Annotated in this window: 20 protein-coding genes and 1 pseudogene; all 21 read right to left on the bottom strand. The window is 65.6% G+C overall.

Features of this window, described 5'->3' with window-relative positions:
* Nucleotides 1-1,024: 1,024 nt before the first annotated feature.
* The 21 genes and pseudogenes from ACFYT9_RS07380 to ACFYT9_RS07480 all read right to left on the bottom strand — a co-directional run bounded on the left by ACFYT9_RS07380 (nt 1,025) and on the right by ACFYT9_RS07480 (nt 14,525).
* The gene (locus ACFYT9_RS07380) at nt 1,025-1,357 is read right to left on the bottom strand and encodes an Lsr2 family protein (RefSeq protein ID WP_389161527.1); all 333 of its coding nucleotides are present in this window, start codon (nt 1,355-1,357) and stop codon (nt 1,025-1,027) included.
* Between the two features lie 131 nt (nt 1,358-1,488).
* Nucleotides 1,489-2,100 carry a histone-like nucleoid-structuring protein Lsr2 gene (locus ACFYT9_RS07385; RefSeq protein WP_389161529.1) on the bottom strand — a complete coding sequence of 204 codons (612 nt, stop codon included), beginning with the start codon at nt 2,098-2,100 and terminating at the stop codon, nt 1,489-1,491.
* An 824-nt stretch (nt 2,101-2,924) separates the two neighbouring features.
* Nucleotides 2,925-3,785 (bottom strand): hypothetical protein, encoded by an 861-nt coding sequence (locus tag ACFYT9_RS07390; protein ID WP_389161531.1) that lies wholly within the window; start codon nt 3,783-3,785, stop codon nt 2,925-2,927.
* A gap of 240 nt (nt 3,786-4,025) precedes the next feature.
* On the bottom strand, nt 4,026-4,253 hold the full coding sequence (locus ACFYT9_RS07395; RefSeq protein WP_389161533.1) for a hypothetical protein: 228 nt from the start codon (nt 4,251-4,253) through the stop codon (nt 4,026-4,028).
* A gap of 156 nt (nt 4,254-4,409) precedes the next feature.
* Nucleotides 4,410-4,574 (bottom strand): hypothetical protein, encoded by a 165-nt coding sequence (locus ACFYT9_RS07400; RefSeq protein ID WP_389161535.1) that lies wholly within the window; start codon nt 4,572-4,574, stop codon nt 4,410-4,412.
* Between the two features lie 41 nt (nt 4,575-4,615).
* The gene (locus tag ACFYT9_RS07405) at nt 4,616-4,990 is read right to left on the bottom strand and encodes an SLOG family protein (protein WP_389161536.1); all 375 of its coding nucleotides are present in this window, start codon (nt 4,988-4,990) and stop codon (nt 4,616-4,618) included.
* 371 nt (nt 4,991-5,361) lie between these two features.
* Nucleotides 5,362-5,955, bottom strand: coding sequence for a hypothetical protein (locus ACFYT9_RS07410; RefSeq protein ID WP_389161538.1), 594 nt, complete (start codon nt 5,953-5,955; stop codon nt 5,362-5,364).
* A 10-nt stretch (nt 5,956-5,965) separates the two neighbouring features.
* Nucleotides 5,966-6,736 carry a hypothetical protein gene (locus ACFYT9_RS07415; protein ID WP_389161540.1) on the bottom strand — a complete coding sequence of 257 codons (771 nt, stop codon included), beginning with the start codon at nt 6,734-6,736 and terminating at the stop codon, nt 5,966-5,968.
* Nucleotides 6,733-6,981, bottom strand: a complete 249-nt coding sequence (locus ACFYT9_RS07420; protein ID WP_389161541.1) for a hypothetical protein — start codon at nt 6,979-6,981, stop codon at nt 6,733-6,735. Before ACFYT9_RS07420 ends, ACFYT9_RS07415 begins: the two co-directional genes overlap by 4 nt.
* A complete protein-coding gene (locus tag ACFYT9_RS07425) occupies nt 6,971-7,564 on the bottom strand; it encodes a toprim domain-containing protein (RefSeq protein WP_389161542.1) in 594 nt (197 codons plus the stop codon). The genes ACFYT9_RS07420 and ACFYT9_RS07425 overlap by 11 nt, the downstream gene beginning before the upstream one ends.
* Complete coding sequence (locus tag ACFYT9_RS07430) at nt 7,476-7,865, bottom strand: CHC2 zinc finger domain-containing protein (RefSeq protein WP_389161544.1); 390 nt, start codon at nt 7,863-7,865, stop codon at nt 7,476-7,478. Before ACFYT9_RS07430 ends, ACFYT9_RS07425 begins: the two co-directional genes overlap by 89 nt.
* Before the next feature lie 46 nt (nt 7,866-7,911).
* Complete coding sequence (locus ACFYT9_RS07435; protein ID WP_389161546.1) at nt 7,912-8,334, bottom strand: RusA family crossover junction endodeoxyribonuclease; 423 nt, start codon at nt 8,332-8,334, stop codon at nt 7,912-7,914.
* The gene (locus ACFYT9_RS07440) at nt 8,331-9,125 is read right to left on the bottom strand and encodes a DnaB-like helicase C-terminal domain-containing protein (protein WP_389161547.1); all 795 of its coding nucleotides are present in this window, start codon (nt 9,123-9,125) and stop codon (nt 8,331-8,333) included. Before ACFYT9_RS07440 ends, ACFYT9_RS07435 begins: the two co-directional genes overlap by 4 nt.
* Before the next feature lie 21 nt (nt 9,126-9,146).
* Nucleotides 9,147-9,446 (bottom strand): hypothetical protein, encoded by a 300-nt coding sequence (locus ACFYT9_RS07445; RefSeq protein WP_389161548.1) that lies wholly within the window; start codon nt 9,444-9,446, stop codon nt 9,147-9,149.
* 85 nt (nt 9,447-9,531) lie between these two features.
* Nucleotides 9,532-9,954, bottom strand: coding sequence for a hypothetical protein (locus ACFYT9_RS07450; RefSeq protein WP_389161549.1), 423 nt, complete (start codon nt 9,952-9,954; stop codon nt 9,532-9,534).
* Nucleotides 9,947-10,768: a RecB family exonuclease gene (locus ACFYT9_RS07455; RefSeq protein ID WP_389161676.1), complete on the bottom strand. Its 822-nt coding sequence runs from the start codon at nt 10,766-10,768 to the stop codon at nt 9,947-9,949. Before ACFYT9_RS07455 ends, ACFYT9_RS07450 begins: the two co-directional genes overlap by 8 nt.
* Before the next feature lie 90 nt (nt 10,769-10,858).
* Complete coding sequence (locus ACFYT9_RS07460; RefSeq protein ID WP_389161551.1) at nt 10,859-11,149, bottom strand: hypothetical protein; 291 nt, start codon at nt 11,147-11,149, stop codon at nt 10,859-10,861.
* A 170-nt stretch (nt 11,150-11,319) separates the two neighbouring features.
* The gene (locus ACFYT9_RS07465) at nt 11,320-11,652 is read right to left on the bottom strand and encodes a WhiB family transcriptional regulator (RefSeq protein WP_389161553.1); all 333 of its coding nucleotides are present in this window, start codon (nt 11,650-11,652) and stop codon (nt 11,320-11,322) included.
* A 226-nt stretch (nt 11,653-11,878) separates the two neighbouring features.
* A complete protein-coding gene (locus ACFYT9_RS07470; RefSeq protein ID WP_389161554.1) occupies nt 11,879-12,373 on the bottom strand; it encodes a hypothetical protein in 495 nt (164 codons plus the stop codon).
* Between the two features lie 281 nt (nt 12,374-12,654).
* Nucleotides 12,655-13,602, bottom strand: a pseudogene (locus tag ACFYT9_RS07475) (ABC transporter transmembrane domain-containing protein); the annotation flags it as partial.
* A 107-nt stretch (nt 13,603-13,709) separates the two neighbouring features.
* Nucleotides 13,710-14,525 (bottom strand): alpha/beta fold hydrolase, encoded by an 816-nt coding sequence (locus tag ACFYT9_RS07480; RefSeq protein ID WP_389161556.1) that lies wholly within the window; start codon nt 14,523-14,525, stop codon nt 13,710-13,712.
* Between the last annotated feature and the right edge of the window lie 86 nt (nt 14,526-14,611).

Raw genomic sequence — 14,611 nt, forward strand, 5'->3', positions numbered from 1 at the left:
CTCGGTACGCCCGTCGGGGCTCTCGCTATCAGGACCGGCATGGAGGGAATTAGCCTCGCCGCAGGGCCGGGTGTGTGTAGCTAGCTCCGGGGGCCGCCTGCCCACCCCTTCCGCAGGGGTACCGGTCCGGGCCTGCCTTCACCCGGTCTGTCTAGCTACTTCGGTATGCCGTTCCCCGCAGGGCTTCTCTACCTCCCGGTGGCTGAATCCGGGGTCGGCTTTTGGTGAGGCAGAGCCGTTCTCCTACTGCCAACTCGGCTGGACTCCCCCGGGCGTTACTCGGGGGCCGCAGGGCGGTTTCCTGGGACCGCTCTCCCTCGGCATGTCGTCTCCCTGGGGTGCCACCCCCCGGGCCGTCCTACGCGGCCACGGCCAAGATCTACCGTGCGCGTCGGACGTTACTAACATTTGGCAGTATCGGGCAAGCTATACCTCGGTGATGTAGGTCACGCGTTTACACCTGCGCCCAAACATAGCTTCGGGACACGTTCGGGTGAGTCCACCCCGGAGGCGCCCCAACTCCCCGCCGGCGACCGTATGCTGACCCCGGGTGACCCGCCCCGGTCCCCTATGCGGGTCCGCCACGCACGGCGCCCCACGCCGAGCCCGACGCAACCGGGTGCCTGGCGGCCCCGCCCGCACACGACTAAGGCCCCCGCCGAAGCAGGGGCCTTAGGGGCTTTTGTGGCGCCCATTTCTACCGAATGGGGTAGGGGCGAACCTCGTAGTCATCGACCTTGACGTGCCAGACGCTGGGGCCGTTGTCGATCCGGTACGTGCCCGTCCCGGGCATCACGCGGGTGATCGTGCCGACACACCCGCCGGAGGAGGCTCGGGCGTATACGGGGGTTCCGGGCTTCAGGAGCAAGGCTCGGTACATGGCTTCCATGGGGTCTTCCCTTCCGGCCCCGAGGGGCCGTTCTCGCTGACGGGGAAGATGTTACTTAGATTTGGAAGCTATGCCAAGTTTAAACGCCTGAGGGCCCCGCCGAAGCGGGGCCCTCAGGGTCTCAACTGCCGTGCGCTAGGCGGCCTGAGCCGCTTCGTAGGCCGCCCAGACTTCGGCGGGCACACGGCCCCGGTCGGACACCTCATAGCCGTTCTCGCGCCCCCACGCGCGGACGGCGCCCGAGTCCCGGACCGGCTTGGCCGTTCCCGTGCGCCGGACCGGCGTGCGCCCGCCGGACATCTTCCGACCGGCGCCCAGGTACGGGGCCAGTTCCTCCCGCAGCTTGGCCGCGTTCTCGTCGCTCAGGTCGATCTCGTACGTCTTGCCGTCGAGAGCGAAGTTCACGGTCTGCGAAGCCTCCGTGCCGTCGAGGTCATCGACAAGGAGAATTTCGACCTTCTGAGCCATGGCAAAGTCCTTCGTAAGGGGTTCAACTATGTTCTTTTTACCAGCGTGGCAGCTACAGCCACAACCGATTCCGCTTATCCCCGTGCGGACCGGGCACCTTTCGTGGTGCCCAGTCATGCACCATCCGAGCTTCAAGAGCCGTGCGCCTTCATGAAGTCCCGGACAACGGCTTCCGGGATTCGCCCGGTCGCCTTCACCTCGTACCCGTGCTCCCTGCCCCAGGCGCGAATGAGGGCGCTGGAGTCCGCAGAGGCGGTCACGGCGCCTTCCCGGGCGGTCGAGGCGGCATAGGTGGCGGTCTTCGCGGGCGGAAGCTCCCAGAGGGGCCACGGCTCATCCGAAAGGGGCTCTTCGCCGTCCTGGGCGTCCTCGACCGGCTCGACCAGCTCGGAGGCCGCGTCGAGCGGCGGGCGCTTCTTCAGAAGATGCGTGAAGAGGTGCACGGCGAGGGGCACGGCGAGGGACGGCATGCCCGTGACGACCGGGGCCGGGACCGTGGACGGCAGCGCATTCGACCAGAGGCTGTAGGCGAAGAAGGCCGCCGCGAGCGTCCACGGGTAGGCCGTGGCCCGCCATCCGTAGTCGCGGAGCCGGTAGGCGACCCACACGGCCACCGTGACGAAGCCCTCGACAATCAGGGGGTAAATGAAGCTCAGACGTTCCGGCCCGTCGGTGGCCAGATAGACGTTCCGCAGGGCCTCATAGGACAGGACGAAAGCGCCCGCAGCGATGCCGGCGACCACGGCCGCGGTGGCCTTATCGGTTTTGTGCACTGGATTCCCTCCCGACCCCCGGCGGGGGCCGTTTCTCGCTGACATTGGGAATCTAGCATTGAGCACGACCGACTTTCAAGGTCTAGCTTGACCAAACGGAAAGGCCCCCTTCCGGGGGCCCCTCTGCTACTTCTCGACCTTCACCCATTCGAAGCGGTGAGCCTCATTCTGGCTCTCGTCGCAATCCTTGTGCCACTTGCACACCAGCTTGTAGCGCGGATCACCGAAGTGCATGCTCTTCCCCTTTGCTCGGGCGCCGGCCTTTCCGGCGTCTCCCGCTGACAAGGAAGACGATACTAGTATTTGGAATCTCTGGCAAGCGTGTAAACGGCCCAGAAAGCAAGAGGGCCCCCGCCGAAGCGGGGGCCGAGGGGCTAGGCGCGCCCCATGAAAACTTCCTCCAACCAGTCAGGCCAGATGCATTCCCTCTCGCAGCGCTCAAATCGAATGCCGCACTGGCACTTCGGCGCCCGCGACGACACATAGACTCGCGCGCAACCGTCCAGCCGCTCGAAGTGCAACCCCTGGACACTGACGTCCCGGTGGCCGCTATAGGTGTCACCGATCCAGGAAATCGGGCCTATCGCCTGCCCGAACTCTCCATGCCGGTAAATGTCGCCCATCCCCAGCGTCTCAACCCTGACGTACTCCATGGCGTCTTCCCCTTTTGAATTTTCATCCGGCCCCGGGGGCCGTTCTCGCTGACAAGGAAGACAGTATCAGCGTTTAAACGAGATTCCAAATCATAGTTTCAGGGAACAAGAAAGCGGCCCCCGAAGGGGCCGCTTGGCGGATCAGGCAATCTCCATGACCGTCCCGACCGGGCAGATCGGAAGTCCGACCTCCAACCACTTCGCCGTGGTCCGGACGACGTACCCGCCGCACCCGCAATCGGCCTTACAGGCAACCTTGATCATCCGGGTTCCCTGCTTCTTCGGGCCGGACGAAGCAGGGGTTTCCTCGGGGGCCTCCGGCTCATCCTCGGGCTTCGGGCCCTCCTTCGGCGCGAGGGGCTTACCCGTGGGGTACAGGGTGGCGTGGTTGTACGGGCCGATCGCCTCCGCCAGGGCCTGAAGCTTTTCGGCAAGCTCGGGGGTGGCGATCGTGGCGGTCATCTTGCCGGTGAGGCCGAGGGCCTTAGCGGCCGTGGCGAAGTCCCCCTTGTGGCCGCTCTTGCAGTCGTCCGCCGCGTGGACCAGCTCATGAATGAGGACGTCGAGGACGCGGGACGCGTCGTTCAGCTCGGGGCTGATGAAAATGTGGTTCACGTTGTCTTCGGAGACGAAGCGGGCCCAGCACTGGCCGAGGATCTTCGCCGACTCGCGCTTAGCGCCGTAGCCGAATCCCACGGAGACGTGGATCTTCTCGGGGAGCGGGAAGTTGATGCGCTCAAACTCGGGGCGAAGGGCATCAATGGCCTGGTGGAGCCATTCCTCGCGGGTCACGGCGCGCTTCGGGGCCTCCGGCTCGACCTCAGGCGCCTGGGGCTCGTACGACAGGCACACGGCGCAGGTGACGGCGGCCTCAATGCCCTTGTACTTCGTGCCCTTGTTGGTCATGCCGCCGGTCCGGCAGAGGGGGAAGTAGAAGTCCTCTCCCCCTTCGATCTCCTGGCGCTTGTGAACCTTGCCGCCGAGCATCGAGATGACGTTCATGTGTTCTTCCCCTTCGGGTTTTCGGTGGCCGGCTTGTCCGGCCTCCGTCTCGCTGACAGGAAGAACGTTACTCATATTTGGCATGCCCGTCAACCGTTTAAACGGGCCGATCCAAATGCTAGTATCAGGGCATACGAAAACGGCCCCCGCCGAAGCGGGGGCCGTCGCACCATCCTTCAAACATGTCAGCGAGAGAAGGGGAAGGTGCGGTGCAAGGCTACCGGAGCCGTCCGGCGGAAGCTAACGGCCCTGAAGCTCGGCGGCCCGCGCGCAGGCGTCCAGCTCCCGCCAGTCGGGGCGGAGCCTCCACGTCCCAACGCGCACGATGCGGGCCCCGTGGATCCCGTGGAGCGTGTAAACGTCGCGCGCGTAGGTGAGTTGCCGGTCCTGCGGGTCGAGGCCGGCCGCGCGGGCCCACTGGCGGAACTGGGCGAGACTGCCCGCCAGGACCACGATGCGTTCACTCACCCTCGGCCTCCCGGAGGGCCTTCAGGCGTTGGCCGATGCGACCCAAGAGCGGGAAGCACTCCGGGACCAGGGCCGCTAGCTCCGCCTCCAGCTCGGCGGCTTCCTGCTCATCGAGGTACAGGCAGTAGGGGTGCCGCGTGCCCTTCCGGTAGGCCCTCACTCGGCGGCTCCAGGGACATAGGAGGCCGTCACATCGGCCGTGCCGATGACGCGGGTAACAGTGATCGCCGCGTACTCCTCCGGCGTGCTCCACCCCTTGAGGCCCCGCAGACACCGGATGATTCGCTGCTTCAAGCGGTCTTCCGTCTCGGCCTCGATCACGCGGGGGAACTTGGGCCAGGACGCCCCCGGGGCGTCAATGATCACTCGGTACACGCGGTGAACCTCCGGGTCTCAATGCCCGCCGTCTCGGCGAGAGTTGCTGTCATGGATGCTCCGCGGCTTCCGTCGAGGATGAAGGCCAGGCAGATATCCGGCACCCGGGCGACCATGGCAGCGTTGCGCAGGTATCCGGCCCGCGTGCCGTGGCGGTCCCAGTCGGCGTGGAACCGCCGCACGTTCATGCCGGTGCTGATGGCGTATCTGTCGGCTTGGGCGTCGGCCCCCGTGGGGCACGCGCCGTGGATGAGTAGGGCTTCTCGGTGAGGCGTCTTCGCCTCATACAGGGCCCGGAAGATTTCCCGCTCGACCTTCCGGGCGTCGGTCCAGCCCCGGGACCCCGTAACCAGGATCAGCAAGAGTCGCCCGTGTAAACGGGGGCGGGAACGATGACTCTCGACGCGCCGCTACTCGGGGCCGGCCTGGGGGCCTGGGGCTTCGAGAAGGACGGGGGGCGGGGTGCGGGCCCGGGACGGGCCGCGCACGCCCTGGAGGTGTCGCACGCGACCAGGCCGAGGGCCAGAAGGGCCGCCGTGGCGGCCATGGTGGTAACTCGCTTCAAGCGCAGTCCTGTTCGTCATGGATGGCCCGCAGATCAACGCCACGGGGAAGAAGTCGGTTGGCGTAGGCGTAGGCCGCAGACAGCGGCACGCCATCGGCGGCCAGGGCCTCGAAGCACGCTTGCGCGTGGTCGAGGCCGACCAGCTCGGGGAGCCCGTCCCTCGTCGCGTCAGTCGGCAAGAGCACCCACCCGGCGAGAGCCGGGCCCCGAGTGCGCCCGTGCGGCCGAAGCCTTGAGGATGACTCGGTTGTTGAGCGCGCGGGTGACCTTCTCGATGGCGCGAGTTAGCCTCACCTGCTCGCTTCCCGTGAGGGGTTCCTCGCTGTCGAATCGCTTCGCGATGACCTCGGCGTCTCCCGCCGGCAGAGCGCTGTAAGCCGCGTCGAGGTCCCACAGGGCGACGACGACACCGCCCGCCGTCACGCTGTTCCCGTCATCCTTCACGGGGACCTTCTCCCAAAGCTCGGGCCGGAAGAACGCCCTGTCGAAGAGGTGCCGCACCTCGGAGGGCGTGTAAACGTACGCCGAATCTCGGTGCAGGGTGGCGTACCGCTCTCGTCCCGCGTACTGCACTCCGAACCGATGGAAGTTCTTTCGAAGCTGACCGTCCGGGTAGTCAATCGACTCGTAATGCTTCTTACGCTCGGCGACCTGGAGAAGGATTTCCTGCTGGATGTCTTCGGGCGAAATGCCGGGGTACTCCTCGGCGATCTTCCGGGCGACGGCCGCAGCAATCTTCATGTAGCGGGTCCAGTGCATCATTTCGCTCCTCCTAGGCGGTCTTCTGGCCGTACGTCTTGCCCTCGACTACAAAAGTGCCGTTGGGGCGGATGAATACAGGGACGGGGGTCACGCGGTGCTTCTCGACGTAGAGAATTCCGAAGCCCTGAGACCAGTTTCCGGAGCCCGCCTTAAGGTAGGTGGCAGACTTGAAGTTCATAAGGTTGCCGACCTCGAAGCCCCAACGCTCCCGCGTGATGCGGCCGTTCACGGTCATGTGGTCATGCTGGATTCCGAGTTTGTGCGTGTGGCCGCACACGACCGAATAGCCCCACTTGCGGGCGAGAGCCAGGGCCGTACCGCCGGGAAGGCGGGAAGACGCCCCTTCGTCGCCGTGCGCGATGAGCCATCCGGGGGCGACTTCGTAGGGCTCTTCATGCCACTGGATCCCGTACTTCTCGAAGTCGAGGAGGGAGGGAACTTCGAGGGCCTTCAGACCCATAAGGCCGGGCGCCCGCGTACGGACGTAGTTCAACGGCCTGTCCATGTGGTTGGACCGCTCATGGTGTACGGGGCCGCTGTAGCGGACACGCAGCGGGCCCGCGAAGTCCCGCCCGTACGCCCTGAGGTGCTGCTGAAGGTCGCCCTTGTACTCGCCGGCCGTGCCGCGAGTCCATCGGCTGATCTGCGGGAAGTCGACTTCGTCACCGACGGAGTGCACTTCATCGGGCTGGTATTCACCGATGAAGTCGAGGACGTTTCGCAGGGCCCGCTTATCGTGATACGGGATCTGCATGTCGGACAGGATGACGATGCGCTTCAAAGGGTGATGTCCTTCTCTCGAAGGGCGTCTTCGAGCTTCTTCAGTCGGATGTCGAGCATGGCCGCGTACACGGCGAGGTCTTGGGCTTCTTCGCGGGCATAGATGACCAGCTCGACCAGCGGCATGGTTTCGAACTTCTGGCGCCCGTCGGGCTCTTGGTACTGGTCGGCGCCGATGCCGAGGATTCGGCCGCGACACTGCCGGATGAAGTGGCCTACTTCGTCGGCGAGTTCTTCACTGGTCACGCTTGATCTCCAGTAGTTCTAGAAGGGCGTCGGGCCCGAATTCGAGGATGAAGGTGTTCACGTCGTGACCGGCCGGCATGGGGCAGATCCGAAGGTTCTTGATCTGCCCGGCGAGCTTGTCGGCGAATTCCATTCCCTGCCCCTTGTCGTCCGCGTCGGCGAGCATGAACACCGCCTCATAGCCCTTAAAGCACCGTGCGAAGTAGGACTTGAAGGCGCTCACTCCCCCAACGCCCACGGCGGGGAGGAGACCGGGGAGCCCTCCGGGGCGGGCTTCATATCCGGCTAGGTGGGCGGCGATCGTGTCGAACTCGCCTTCACAGAGGGCGATGTACCGGCTCGGAGCGAGGAGCGCGTTAGCGTTGTAGATGCGGGGAGGGTCCCCGGGGACGGACCGATATTTGGGCCCGTCCCCGTCGCCGAGGCGGCGGAAGCGAATGGTCGTCACTCCGGAGCGCGTTATGTAGGGAATGGCGATCATTCCCCGGGCGCTTTCATGCCCCGGCAAGGGGCTTTCGACGTAGCCCAGCCTGAAGGATGCTGCGTTGTCCTCGGACAGGCCGCGACTCTTCAAATACTCCACGGCGGCGGGGCTTCTCGTTAGAGCCCCCTCGTATCGCGCCGTAGCTTCCTCCAAGAAGCTTCTCAGCGCAGGCTCGGGCACAAGGGAAATCGCGGCATCCTTCCTGATGGGCGATCACGTCGAAGCTGTCGCCCGAGATGTCGCAAGCGAAGCACCGGAATTTGTTCTCCGCGGTGCACACGGAGGCGGACGCGTTGCGGTCCTCATGGAGGGGGCATTTCATCTTTAGCCACCGATCACCTTCGGGAACTTCGGCGGCTCCGTAGTGCTCCAGCACTTCGGCAATCGGCGGCTTTTCCATCCCCGCCCCTCACATTCCAAATAGTAGTTTCGGAGGGGTGGCGGAATCAAAGAGCGGGGTAAACCCGGATCCTCGCGCCTTCCTCCTGGCCGTGGTCCGCGTAGACCTTTCGCGCGCCGAGGATGACCACCTGGGCGTCGTCTCCGAACGCCCCGCCGGCCGTCAGGCCGTCGAGGGTGGACCGACAGAGCTTGTCTACGTCCGGGTACTTCGCCGGGTACGCGGGGGCGTCCGCCTTGAGCTGGTCGGCGTAACGCCCCGTGCGGTAGTGCGACTTGGGGCGCCGGAGCCGGAAGGTGGCGAAGACTGCGACATGGGGCCAGGGCCCGAACGCGTGGTTCAGAGCAGCGGACGTGACGGCGGCCCGCCAGGGCTTGACCTTCTTCGAGGACTCGACCATGCGCCCGTTGCCGACATGCCGCTTGCTGCCCTGAGGGGCGGGGGTTCCGATTACGTTTATCTCGATCATCCGGTGAGCCTCATTCGCTCCATATCCGCGTCTAGGTAAAGGATCATTTGGCCGGAGGCGTCAGCCTTGCCGGTTCGGTTCTTCACTACGGAAACCCCCATCTGCCTGGTGCCGTCCTCGCCTATTCGGTGAAGGGTGAGGATCATTTCCGGCACGCGGCCTATCTGGCCCTTGATCTGAGAGAGGGGTACCGGGGTGTTTCCGTCGTTGCTGTCGCCCTTGACGTGGTGCAGCGCGACCACGCAAGCCCCGGTCGTGCGGGCGAGTTCGTGGAGGTACTCGCAGACCTTTTCCAGGGCGACGTAGGAGGATCCGTCGCTATCGGAGTCCGGGACGACGTTGCTCAGGTTGTCAACGACGATCAGTTCGGGCCACATGCCGTAGGTGACCGCGAAAGCCTTCAACTCGGCTTCGAGGTCGTCAATCGTGAGCGATGCGGCGAAGTCCCATCGGAGATGATCGAAGCCGTCCAACTGGGCTTCTACGGCGGCGGTCTTACCGTGTTCGAGGGCGTTCTCAATGTCGCGCGTAGACCAGCCGGAGACGTTAGCGGCGCATCGCACAAACATCGTTTGCGGGTCGGTGTCCGCCGAGAAGTAGAAGGCCGGCACGCGCGCGTGGAGCGCCAAAGCCATGGAGAGGGCCGACTTGCCGACGCCGGGTGCGGCCGAGATGACGACTAGCTGACCTCGGCGGAAGTGCACGGTGGATCCGGCAAAGGTCCGGAAGAGGGTCGGGAGGGGTTCGCCGGTTTTTCCCGCGTCTCCCTTGGCTCGGACGATCGTGTACAAGGGAGAGCCTTTCCTAGGGGGTTACGCGGCCGTCCAGAGCGGCAGGGGGGCACAGTTGCGGTAGCGGCTGGCCCGGTATTCGCCGGTCGTCCGGATGAGTCCGCGCTTCGCGGCTCGGCGCATCACGGGGCCGAGGGCTCGGGGCTCACGGGGCTTGATCAGCCCCGCGTCCCAAAGGTCGTCCGTGGTGAACTCCGGCATTCGGCCGGAGAGTTCGGCGACGAACCCGAGCGCGTAGCGCTTCCAACCGTCATCGGCGTTGGCGTCGACCTGGGCGATAGCGGCGTCACGTCGTGTACGCGCGTCGAGGGTGCTGGACATGAAGGGGCCTCCGCGGGTTCGTGTAAACGGGTTGGGGTGCGCGTTGTGCAGTCGCGCCCCTGCGCACCAAATATGAGCTTCGGGCCTACTTGATGAACTCCAGGCCGCACGCGTCCGGGGTGCCCTGCGGGGCGGGGCAACCCCACGCCTTCCACATGCCCGGCTTGTTCCTGTAGGGCTTCTCGATGAAGCGCTTCGTGCCGTGCGGGCAGGTGGGCGCGTTGCCGTACGGGGTCGCCGGGGCGGCCTGGGCCGGGGGCTGGCCGGCGGGGGCCTGGTGCCCTCGGTCGTACTGTCCCGGATGCTCCACCGGGCGGGCCCCGAGCTGAGCCCCAAGGATCTCTTCGGCCCGGAGGGCGGTCACGGCTTCGCCAACCAGGGCGGAGATCCCGGATCGGGTGTAGCCGTCGAGAAGTTCGGTGAACTCCCCGAGGGTTTCGGCCTTGATGACAACCCAAGTGGCGTCGTGCCCGCCGTGGGCCTTGATGCTGGTGCTGATCTCAGGCATTCGCACTCTCTTCGTAGGGGTACTGTCGCGCGTCGATTCCGTTGAAGTCGCAGAATCGGCGCACGGTGCAAGTCCGGCATGCGTCGCCGGGATTGGGGAGGAACAGGCCGAGGCGTACGGCCTTGTCCATGTTGCGGAACCAGCGGGTGACCTTCTCTAGCGAGTAGTCCTGGAGGTTCCACGGGTCGGTGGGGGCGTTGTTCTTCGCCATGAAGTAGTCGCCGAAGCCGGGCTTCTCGCCGAACATGGCGTTGACGGCATGGTCGTAGATGGCGAGCTGAAAGGCGGTGTCGGGAAGCTTGGTTCCGGTCTTCAGGTCACGGACTCGAAGGTGGCCGTCCGGGTACTCGACTACCTGATCGATGAAGCCCTTCACCTCGATGCCGTCGAGGTCGAGCGAGAAGGAAAGTTCGATGGCCGGCTGACCCTCGATCGGCTCCCAGATTCGTTCGGGAGCCTCGATCGCGTACTCGAAGTACGCTTCGACCTGATCGCGCCCGCGCTCACGGCGCCGCTTGAGATCGGTCTCCGGCTTGGTCATTCCGCCGGTTAGCCATCGGGAGATATCCGGCTCGATGGCTACGGCTTTCGCGTACTCGCGCTCCCAGGCTTCTTCGAACCAGTCGGCCATGACCTCGGGCCCGTAGGCCCGGTAGCTCTTCTCCCAGCGCTCGACGGCTTCGTGGTAGGCCGTGCCCTGAATGAACCAACCAGCCTGGTTCTGTGGGGCCTTAGCGATCTTCTCTAGGCGGTACGCCTCGCCGCATCGGACGAAGCCCTGATACTGCGAGACTGAACGGTGAGCGGGTGCGATGCGGTTCCCTCATTCCAAATCTGAGCTTCAGGGCAAACAGAAGGGGCACCCTCGGGGGGTGCCCCATAAAGGTTTTTAAGTTGTATCGGTCTAGTGGAAGATCCAGGCCACGGAGGTGTATTCGTCTCCGTGGCCGCATCCGAGAGTGTCGCTCTCGTACCCCCTAAGAGGGATTGCGCCGACGGGCCAAAGGCTCCGGGTGACGTCATAGTCTTCTTCGTCCGCGTTCGTGTTGCAGAAGGTGTATTCCATGCGCGTGCCGTTGGCGTACCGCAGGCGCGCGACCGTTATGACCTGAGGCACGTCCCACAGGATGTCTACGCCCTGGAGGTCGTCCCCAGCGTTGTTGAGGTCAACCCCTATAGAGCTATCTACCAACATGGGCACTTTCCCCAAGCTCGATCCGCCGCACAAGAACCAACCTTGAGGTCGGTTCCCTCACTCTATCCGGAATCGTTCACTCCACAACCACGGATGTGGAGATTCCTGGTTTGCCGTTGCCTTTTCGTTACCCGAAGTGGGGAACGTTCACCCGGCTCAGGGTTGCCTTACTAGGCGGCGAGATTCAGAAGCCGCTTCAGGCGGTCCGCCAAAGTCTTGCGGGGAAGCCCGAGTTGGCGGCTCATCTCCGATATCGAGAGCCCCTGACCATGCATGCGCCGGATCCGGGCGTTGGTCAGCTCTTCGAGGAGGACCACGCGAAATCTGGCCGCCGCGCGCAGCTCGGCAGGCGTGAGGCCACCCCAGATGCCGAATTCCTCATTCCGGCCCATTTCGGCGCACTCCTCGCGAACCGGGCAGAAACTGCACGCATCCTTGGCCGCCTGGACGTCCTCGGCCTTCATGGAAAACCATACTTCAGGGTCGGTTTCACAGGGGTGCAATTTGCCTCACTCGGTCAAAGGGTGCAATTCAACTTCGCCGGAACAGGCGCATCCCAGATGCCGACCGTTCCGCGTCAGGGAGGACTCAGGCGCCCGACTCCCGTCGGTCTTTCTCTCGCCTGCCTCGCTGGCTTGTATATCTTCACTCGGCACGCATGGCGGAGTCAAATAGTAGTTTCAGGGCATGAAAAAGCCGCCCGGAGCGCGGGCGGCTGTCGAGGGGCGTTTAAACTTCGGTCGCAGACGGAGACGAAGGGCTTTCGGTCCTCGGGGCTATCTCGGGCTCCACATCGGCCTCAAAGCGAATGAGGCTCGTCCCGTCCGAGGGGCGCCGCTTCGAGTAGTACCACCCGCCAGTCGCGGAGGCAGGATTCGGGACTTGGTCGCGGTTGTAGCACACGACCACGTTGGCTTCCTTGATCTCCGCAAGCCACTTGTCGAGCATCCGTTCCTTGACGGGGGGAATCTCGTCTCCCTGTTCACGGCGGGAGTAGTAGCGAAGCATCGTCGCCGGGCGGGCCTGCGAGTGCTCAGTCCTCACTACCCAGGGAATGAACCTCTTGTGATCCGGGCGCTTGCTGGTCTGCTTGGAGTCCCGCAGCTGGAGGTAAACGGCCCCCTTGGTCACTCCGTAGAGTTCCGCGATTTCGTCGTACGTCAGACCTTTTGCCCGATGGGAGCGGAGGATGTCTGAGGAAGGGAGGCGTCTGGGGGCCGGCATGTGCGGTGCCCTCTCAAGGTCGGTCGGCGAATCAGTTGATCAAGGTAGGCGGGTCTCACAAACCTGTCAACGAAGCTACCCGCCGGGCGGTACGTCGTAGAGCTTCAATTGCGAGTATAGGCGCGTAGAGCTTCGATGGTTGTACTGACGAGTCAAGAACTTACTTTGACCTCGATCTCTATTCGGATTCATGTTCGAATGAGGGGTTCGAGCGCCCCTTGACCGCCCCCCTGTGCGGGCCCTACGTTGGGCACGTAAGAGCCGCGTTTCCGCAGGTCAGAGCGCTGATTCTGGTTGAACTCGAACATGATCCGGGTGGCGTTGGCGTAGTACGTGAAGGCCACGATGATCGCCTCCACGCCCCTCTCCCCCGCACCGAGCGTCAGGGCGAGCACCAGGCCGAGCACGTTGGTGAGGACGGAGAGCGGGGCGACGAGGGTGTCGATCCGCAGGTTGCCGTAGTCCCAGGAGCGCAGGGTGATCCGGCGCGACTCGGCGACGCGGGTCCGGTGCTCGGCGGCCTCCCGCTCCTCGGCGGCGAAGGAGCGGACGCTGTCCATGTTGGTGAGCACGTCGGCGACGTGCCCCGACACGCGGGCGATGGCCTGTTCGCGGTCGGCGACGATCCGCTGACGGCGCCGGACGAGCGGGAACACGCACACGGCGGTGAACGCGATCATCACGAGGAGGCCGACGACCAGCAGCGGGTCGTACTGCCAGAGGACCACGGAGGCGAACAGCAGCGGCACGAGGCTGCCCATGACCTGGAAGGTCAGGGTGTCGACGAAGTCCTCGAAGCGGGAGGCGAAGCTGATGGCCCGTTTGGTGAGCGAGCCGGCGAAGTTGTCGTGGAAGAACGCCGCGTCCTTGGCGAGGAGTTCGTCCATGCCGACGACGTAGAGGTGCTCGATGCCGCGGGCGTCGAGCCGGTTGAGGCAGTGGAAGCCGACCCGCCACAGCGCCTCGCCGAGGAGCAGGACGCCGGCGAAGGCGAGGGCGTAGGGCAGGACCGAGTCGAGGGTGGCGGAGCCGCCGTCGGCGACCCTGCCGACGAGTTTGGCGACCACGAGCGGGGCGAGGTACTGGATGCCGATGTTGCCGAGCGCGGGCAGCAGCAGCGCGGGCACGGCCACCCGCCTGAACCGCACCAGCGTTCCTCCGTAATGACGGAGCGCGAGGCGGACGGAGCCTTTGCCCGGTCCGCCGTCGCGTTGTTCTGACGTTCCCATCACGACCTTCCGTCGTCGTTCCGACACGTACGGCGACGGAGTGTGGCGGAGGGTGGTGGGGGCGGTCCACGGGTTTTCCGGCCGGTCACGGGGCGGCTCCGTACGGATCAGGCACGCAGCCCCGCGGAGAAGGCGACGATCTCGCGCACGACCCGGTCGGGGTCCTCCCAGTACACGACGTGGCCGGCGCCCTCGTGGACGAGGAGGCGGGAGTCGGGGATCGCGTCGAGGAGCAGCTGCTGGTCCGAACGGGTGAGGAGCGGGTCCCGGTCGCCCCAGACGACGAGGGTGGGCACGAGGATCCCGGTGAGGGTGGCCGCGAGGTCGGTCTCCAGGAGCCCGTGCAGGACCGCGCGCCAGACGCGCGCCGGGACCTTCAGGTTCTCGTCGACGAGGGTCTCCAGGAACCCGGGCGCGACCCGTCCCGCGGCGAACCCGCGGGTGAAGTCGGCGGCGAACGCCCGGTCCACCGGGTCCTCCAGGGCGTCGACGGCCTCCCGGAGCGAGGTGGCCCCGGGCTTGTCGGCGAGCAGGGCGGGGACGCCGAGCAGGACGAGGCCGGCGACCCGGTCGGGGCGCCGGCCGGCGACGATCCGGGCCTGGACCCCACCGCTCGACCCGCCGACGAGGACGGCCCGCTCGATGCCGAGGTGGTCGAGGAAGGCGACGAGGTCGTCGGCGAAGTCCTCGGGGAGGTATCCGTCCCCGGGCTTGTCGGCGTCGCCGTGGCCGCGCTGGGTCGGCGCGTAGGCGTGCAGCGCGGACGGCAGGGCGCGCAGCATCGGCTCGAAGGTCCACCAGGAGTCGGCGTAGCCGTGGACGAGGACGAGGGGCGGCCCGCTCCCGGGCCGTCCGGCCTCCGCGTACGGGAGCGTCGGGCGCCCGCCGCCGAGGACGGCGCGGTGCACGGCGACGACGGCCATCGGCGTCCTCCTCGTCGCTCCCATTTCCCGGACCGCGGACTTCTCCAGCGTAGGGAGGGCGTTGCGGAGCCTCAACCGGGAGTGCG

Source organism: Streptomyces sp. NPDC004435 (genome assembly GCF_042873895.1).
GTDB lineage: Bacteria > Actinomycetota > Actinomycetes > Streptomycetales > Streptomycetaceae > Streptomyces.

What these genes read in the sequence shown, in the direction of transcription:
- ACFYT9_RS07380 (WP_389161527.1), bottom strand. Translation starts at nt 1,357, where the DNA reads ATGGCTCAGAAGGTCGAAATTCTCCTTGTCGATGACCTCGACGGCACG.
- ACFYT9_RS07390 (WP_389161531.1), bottom strand. Translation starts at nt 3,785, where the DNA reads ATGAACGTCATCTCGATGCTCGGCGGCAAGGTTCACAAGCGCCAGGAG.
- ACFYT9_RS07410 (WP_389161538.1), bottom strand. Translation starts at nt 5,955, where the DNA reads ATGATGCACTGGACCCGCTACATGAAGATTGCTGCGGCCGTCGCCCGG.
- ACFYT9_RS07430 (WP_389161544.1), bottom strand. Translation starts at nt 7,865, where the DNA reads ATGGAAAAGCCGCCGATTGCCGAAGTGCTGGAGCACTACGGAGCCGCC.
- ACFYT9_RS07435 (WP_389161546.1), bottom strand. Translation starts at nt 8,334, where the DNA reads ATGATCGAGATAAACGTAATCGGAACCCCCGCCCCTCAGGGCAGCAAG.
- ACFYT9_RS07445 (WP_389161548.1), bottom strand. Translation starts at nt 9,446, where the DNA reads ATGTCCAGCACCCTCGACGCGCGTACACGACGTGACGCCGCTATCGCC.
- ACFYT9_RS07450 (WP_389161549.1), bottom strand. Translation starts at nt 9,954, where the DNA reads ATGCCTGAGATCAGCACCAGCATCAAGGCCCACGGCGGGCACGACGCC.
- ACFYT9_RS07460 (WP_389161551.1), bottom strand. Translation starts at nt 11,149, where the DNA reads ATGTTGGTAGATAGCTCTATAGGGGTTGACCTCAACAACGCTGGGGAC.
- ACFYT9_RS07470 (WP_389161554.1), bottom strand. Translation starts at nt 12,373, where the DNA reads ATGCCGGCCCCCAGACGCCTCCCTTCCTCAGACATCCTCCGCTCCCAT.
- ACFYT9_RS07480 (WP_389161556.1), bottom strand. Translation starts at nt 14,525, where the DNA reads ATGGCCGTCGTCGCCGTGCACCGCGCCGTCCTCGGCGGCGGGCGCCCG.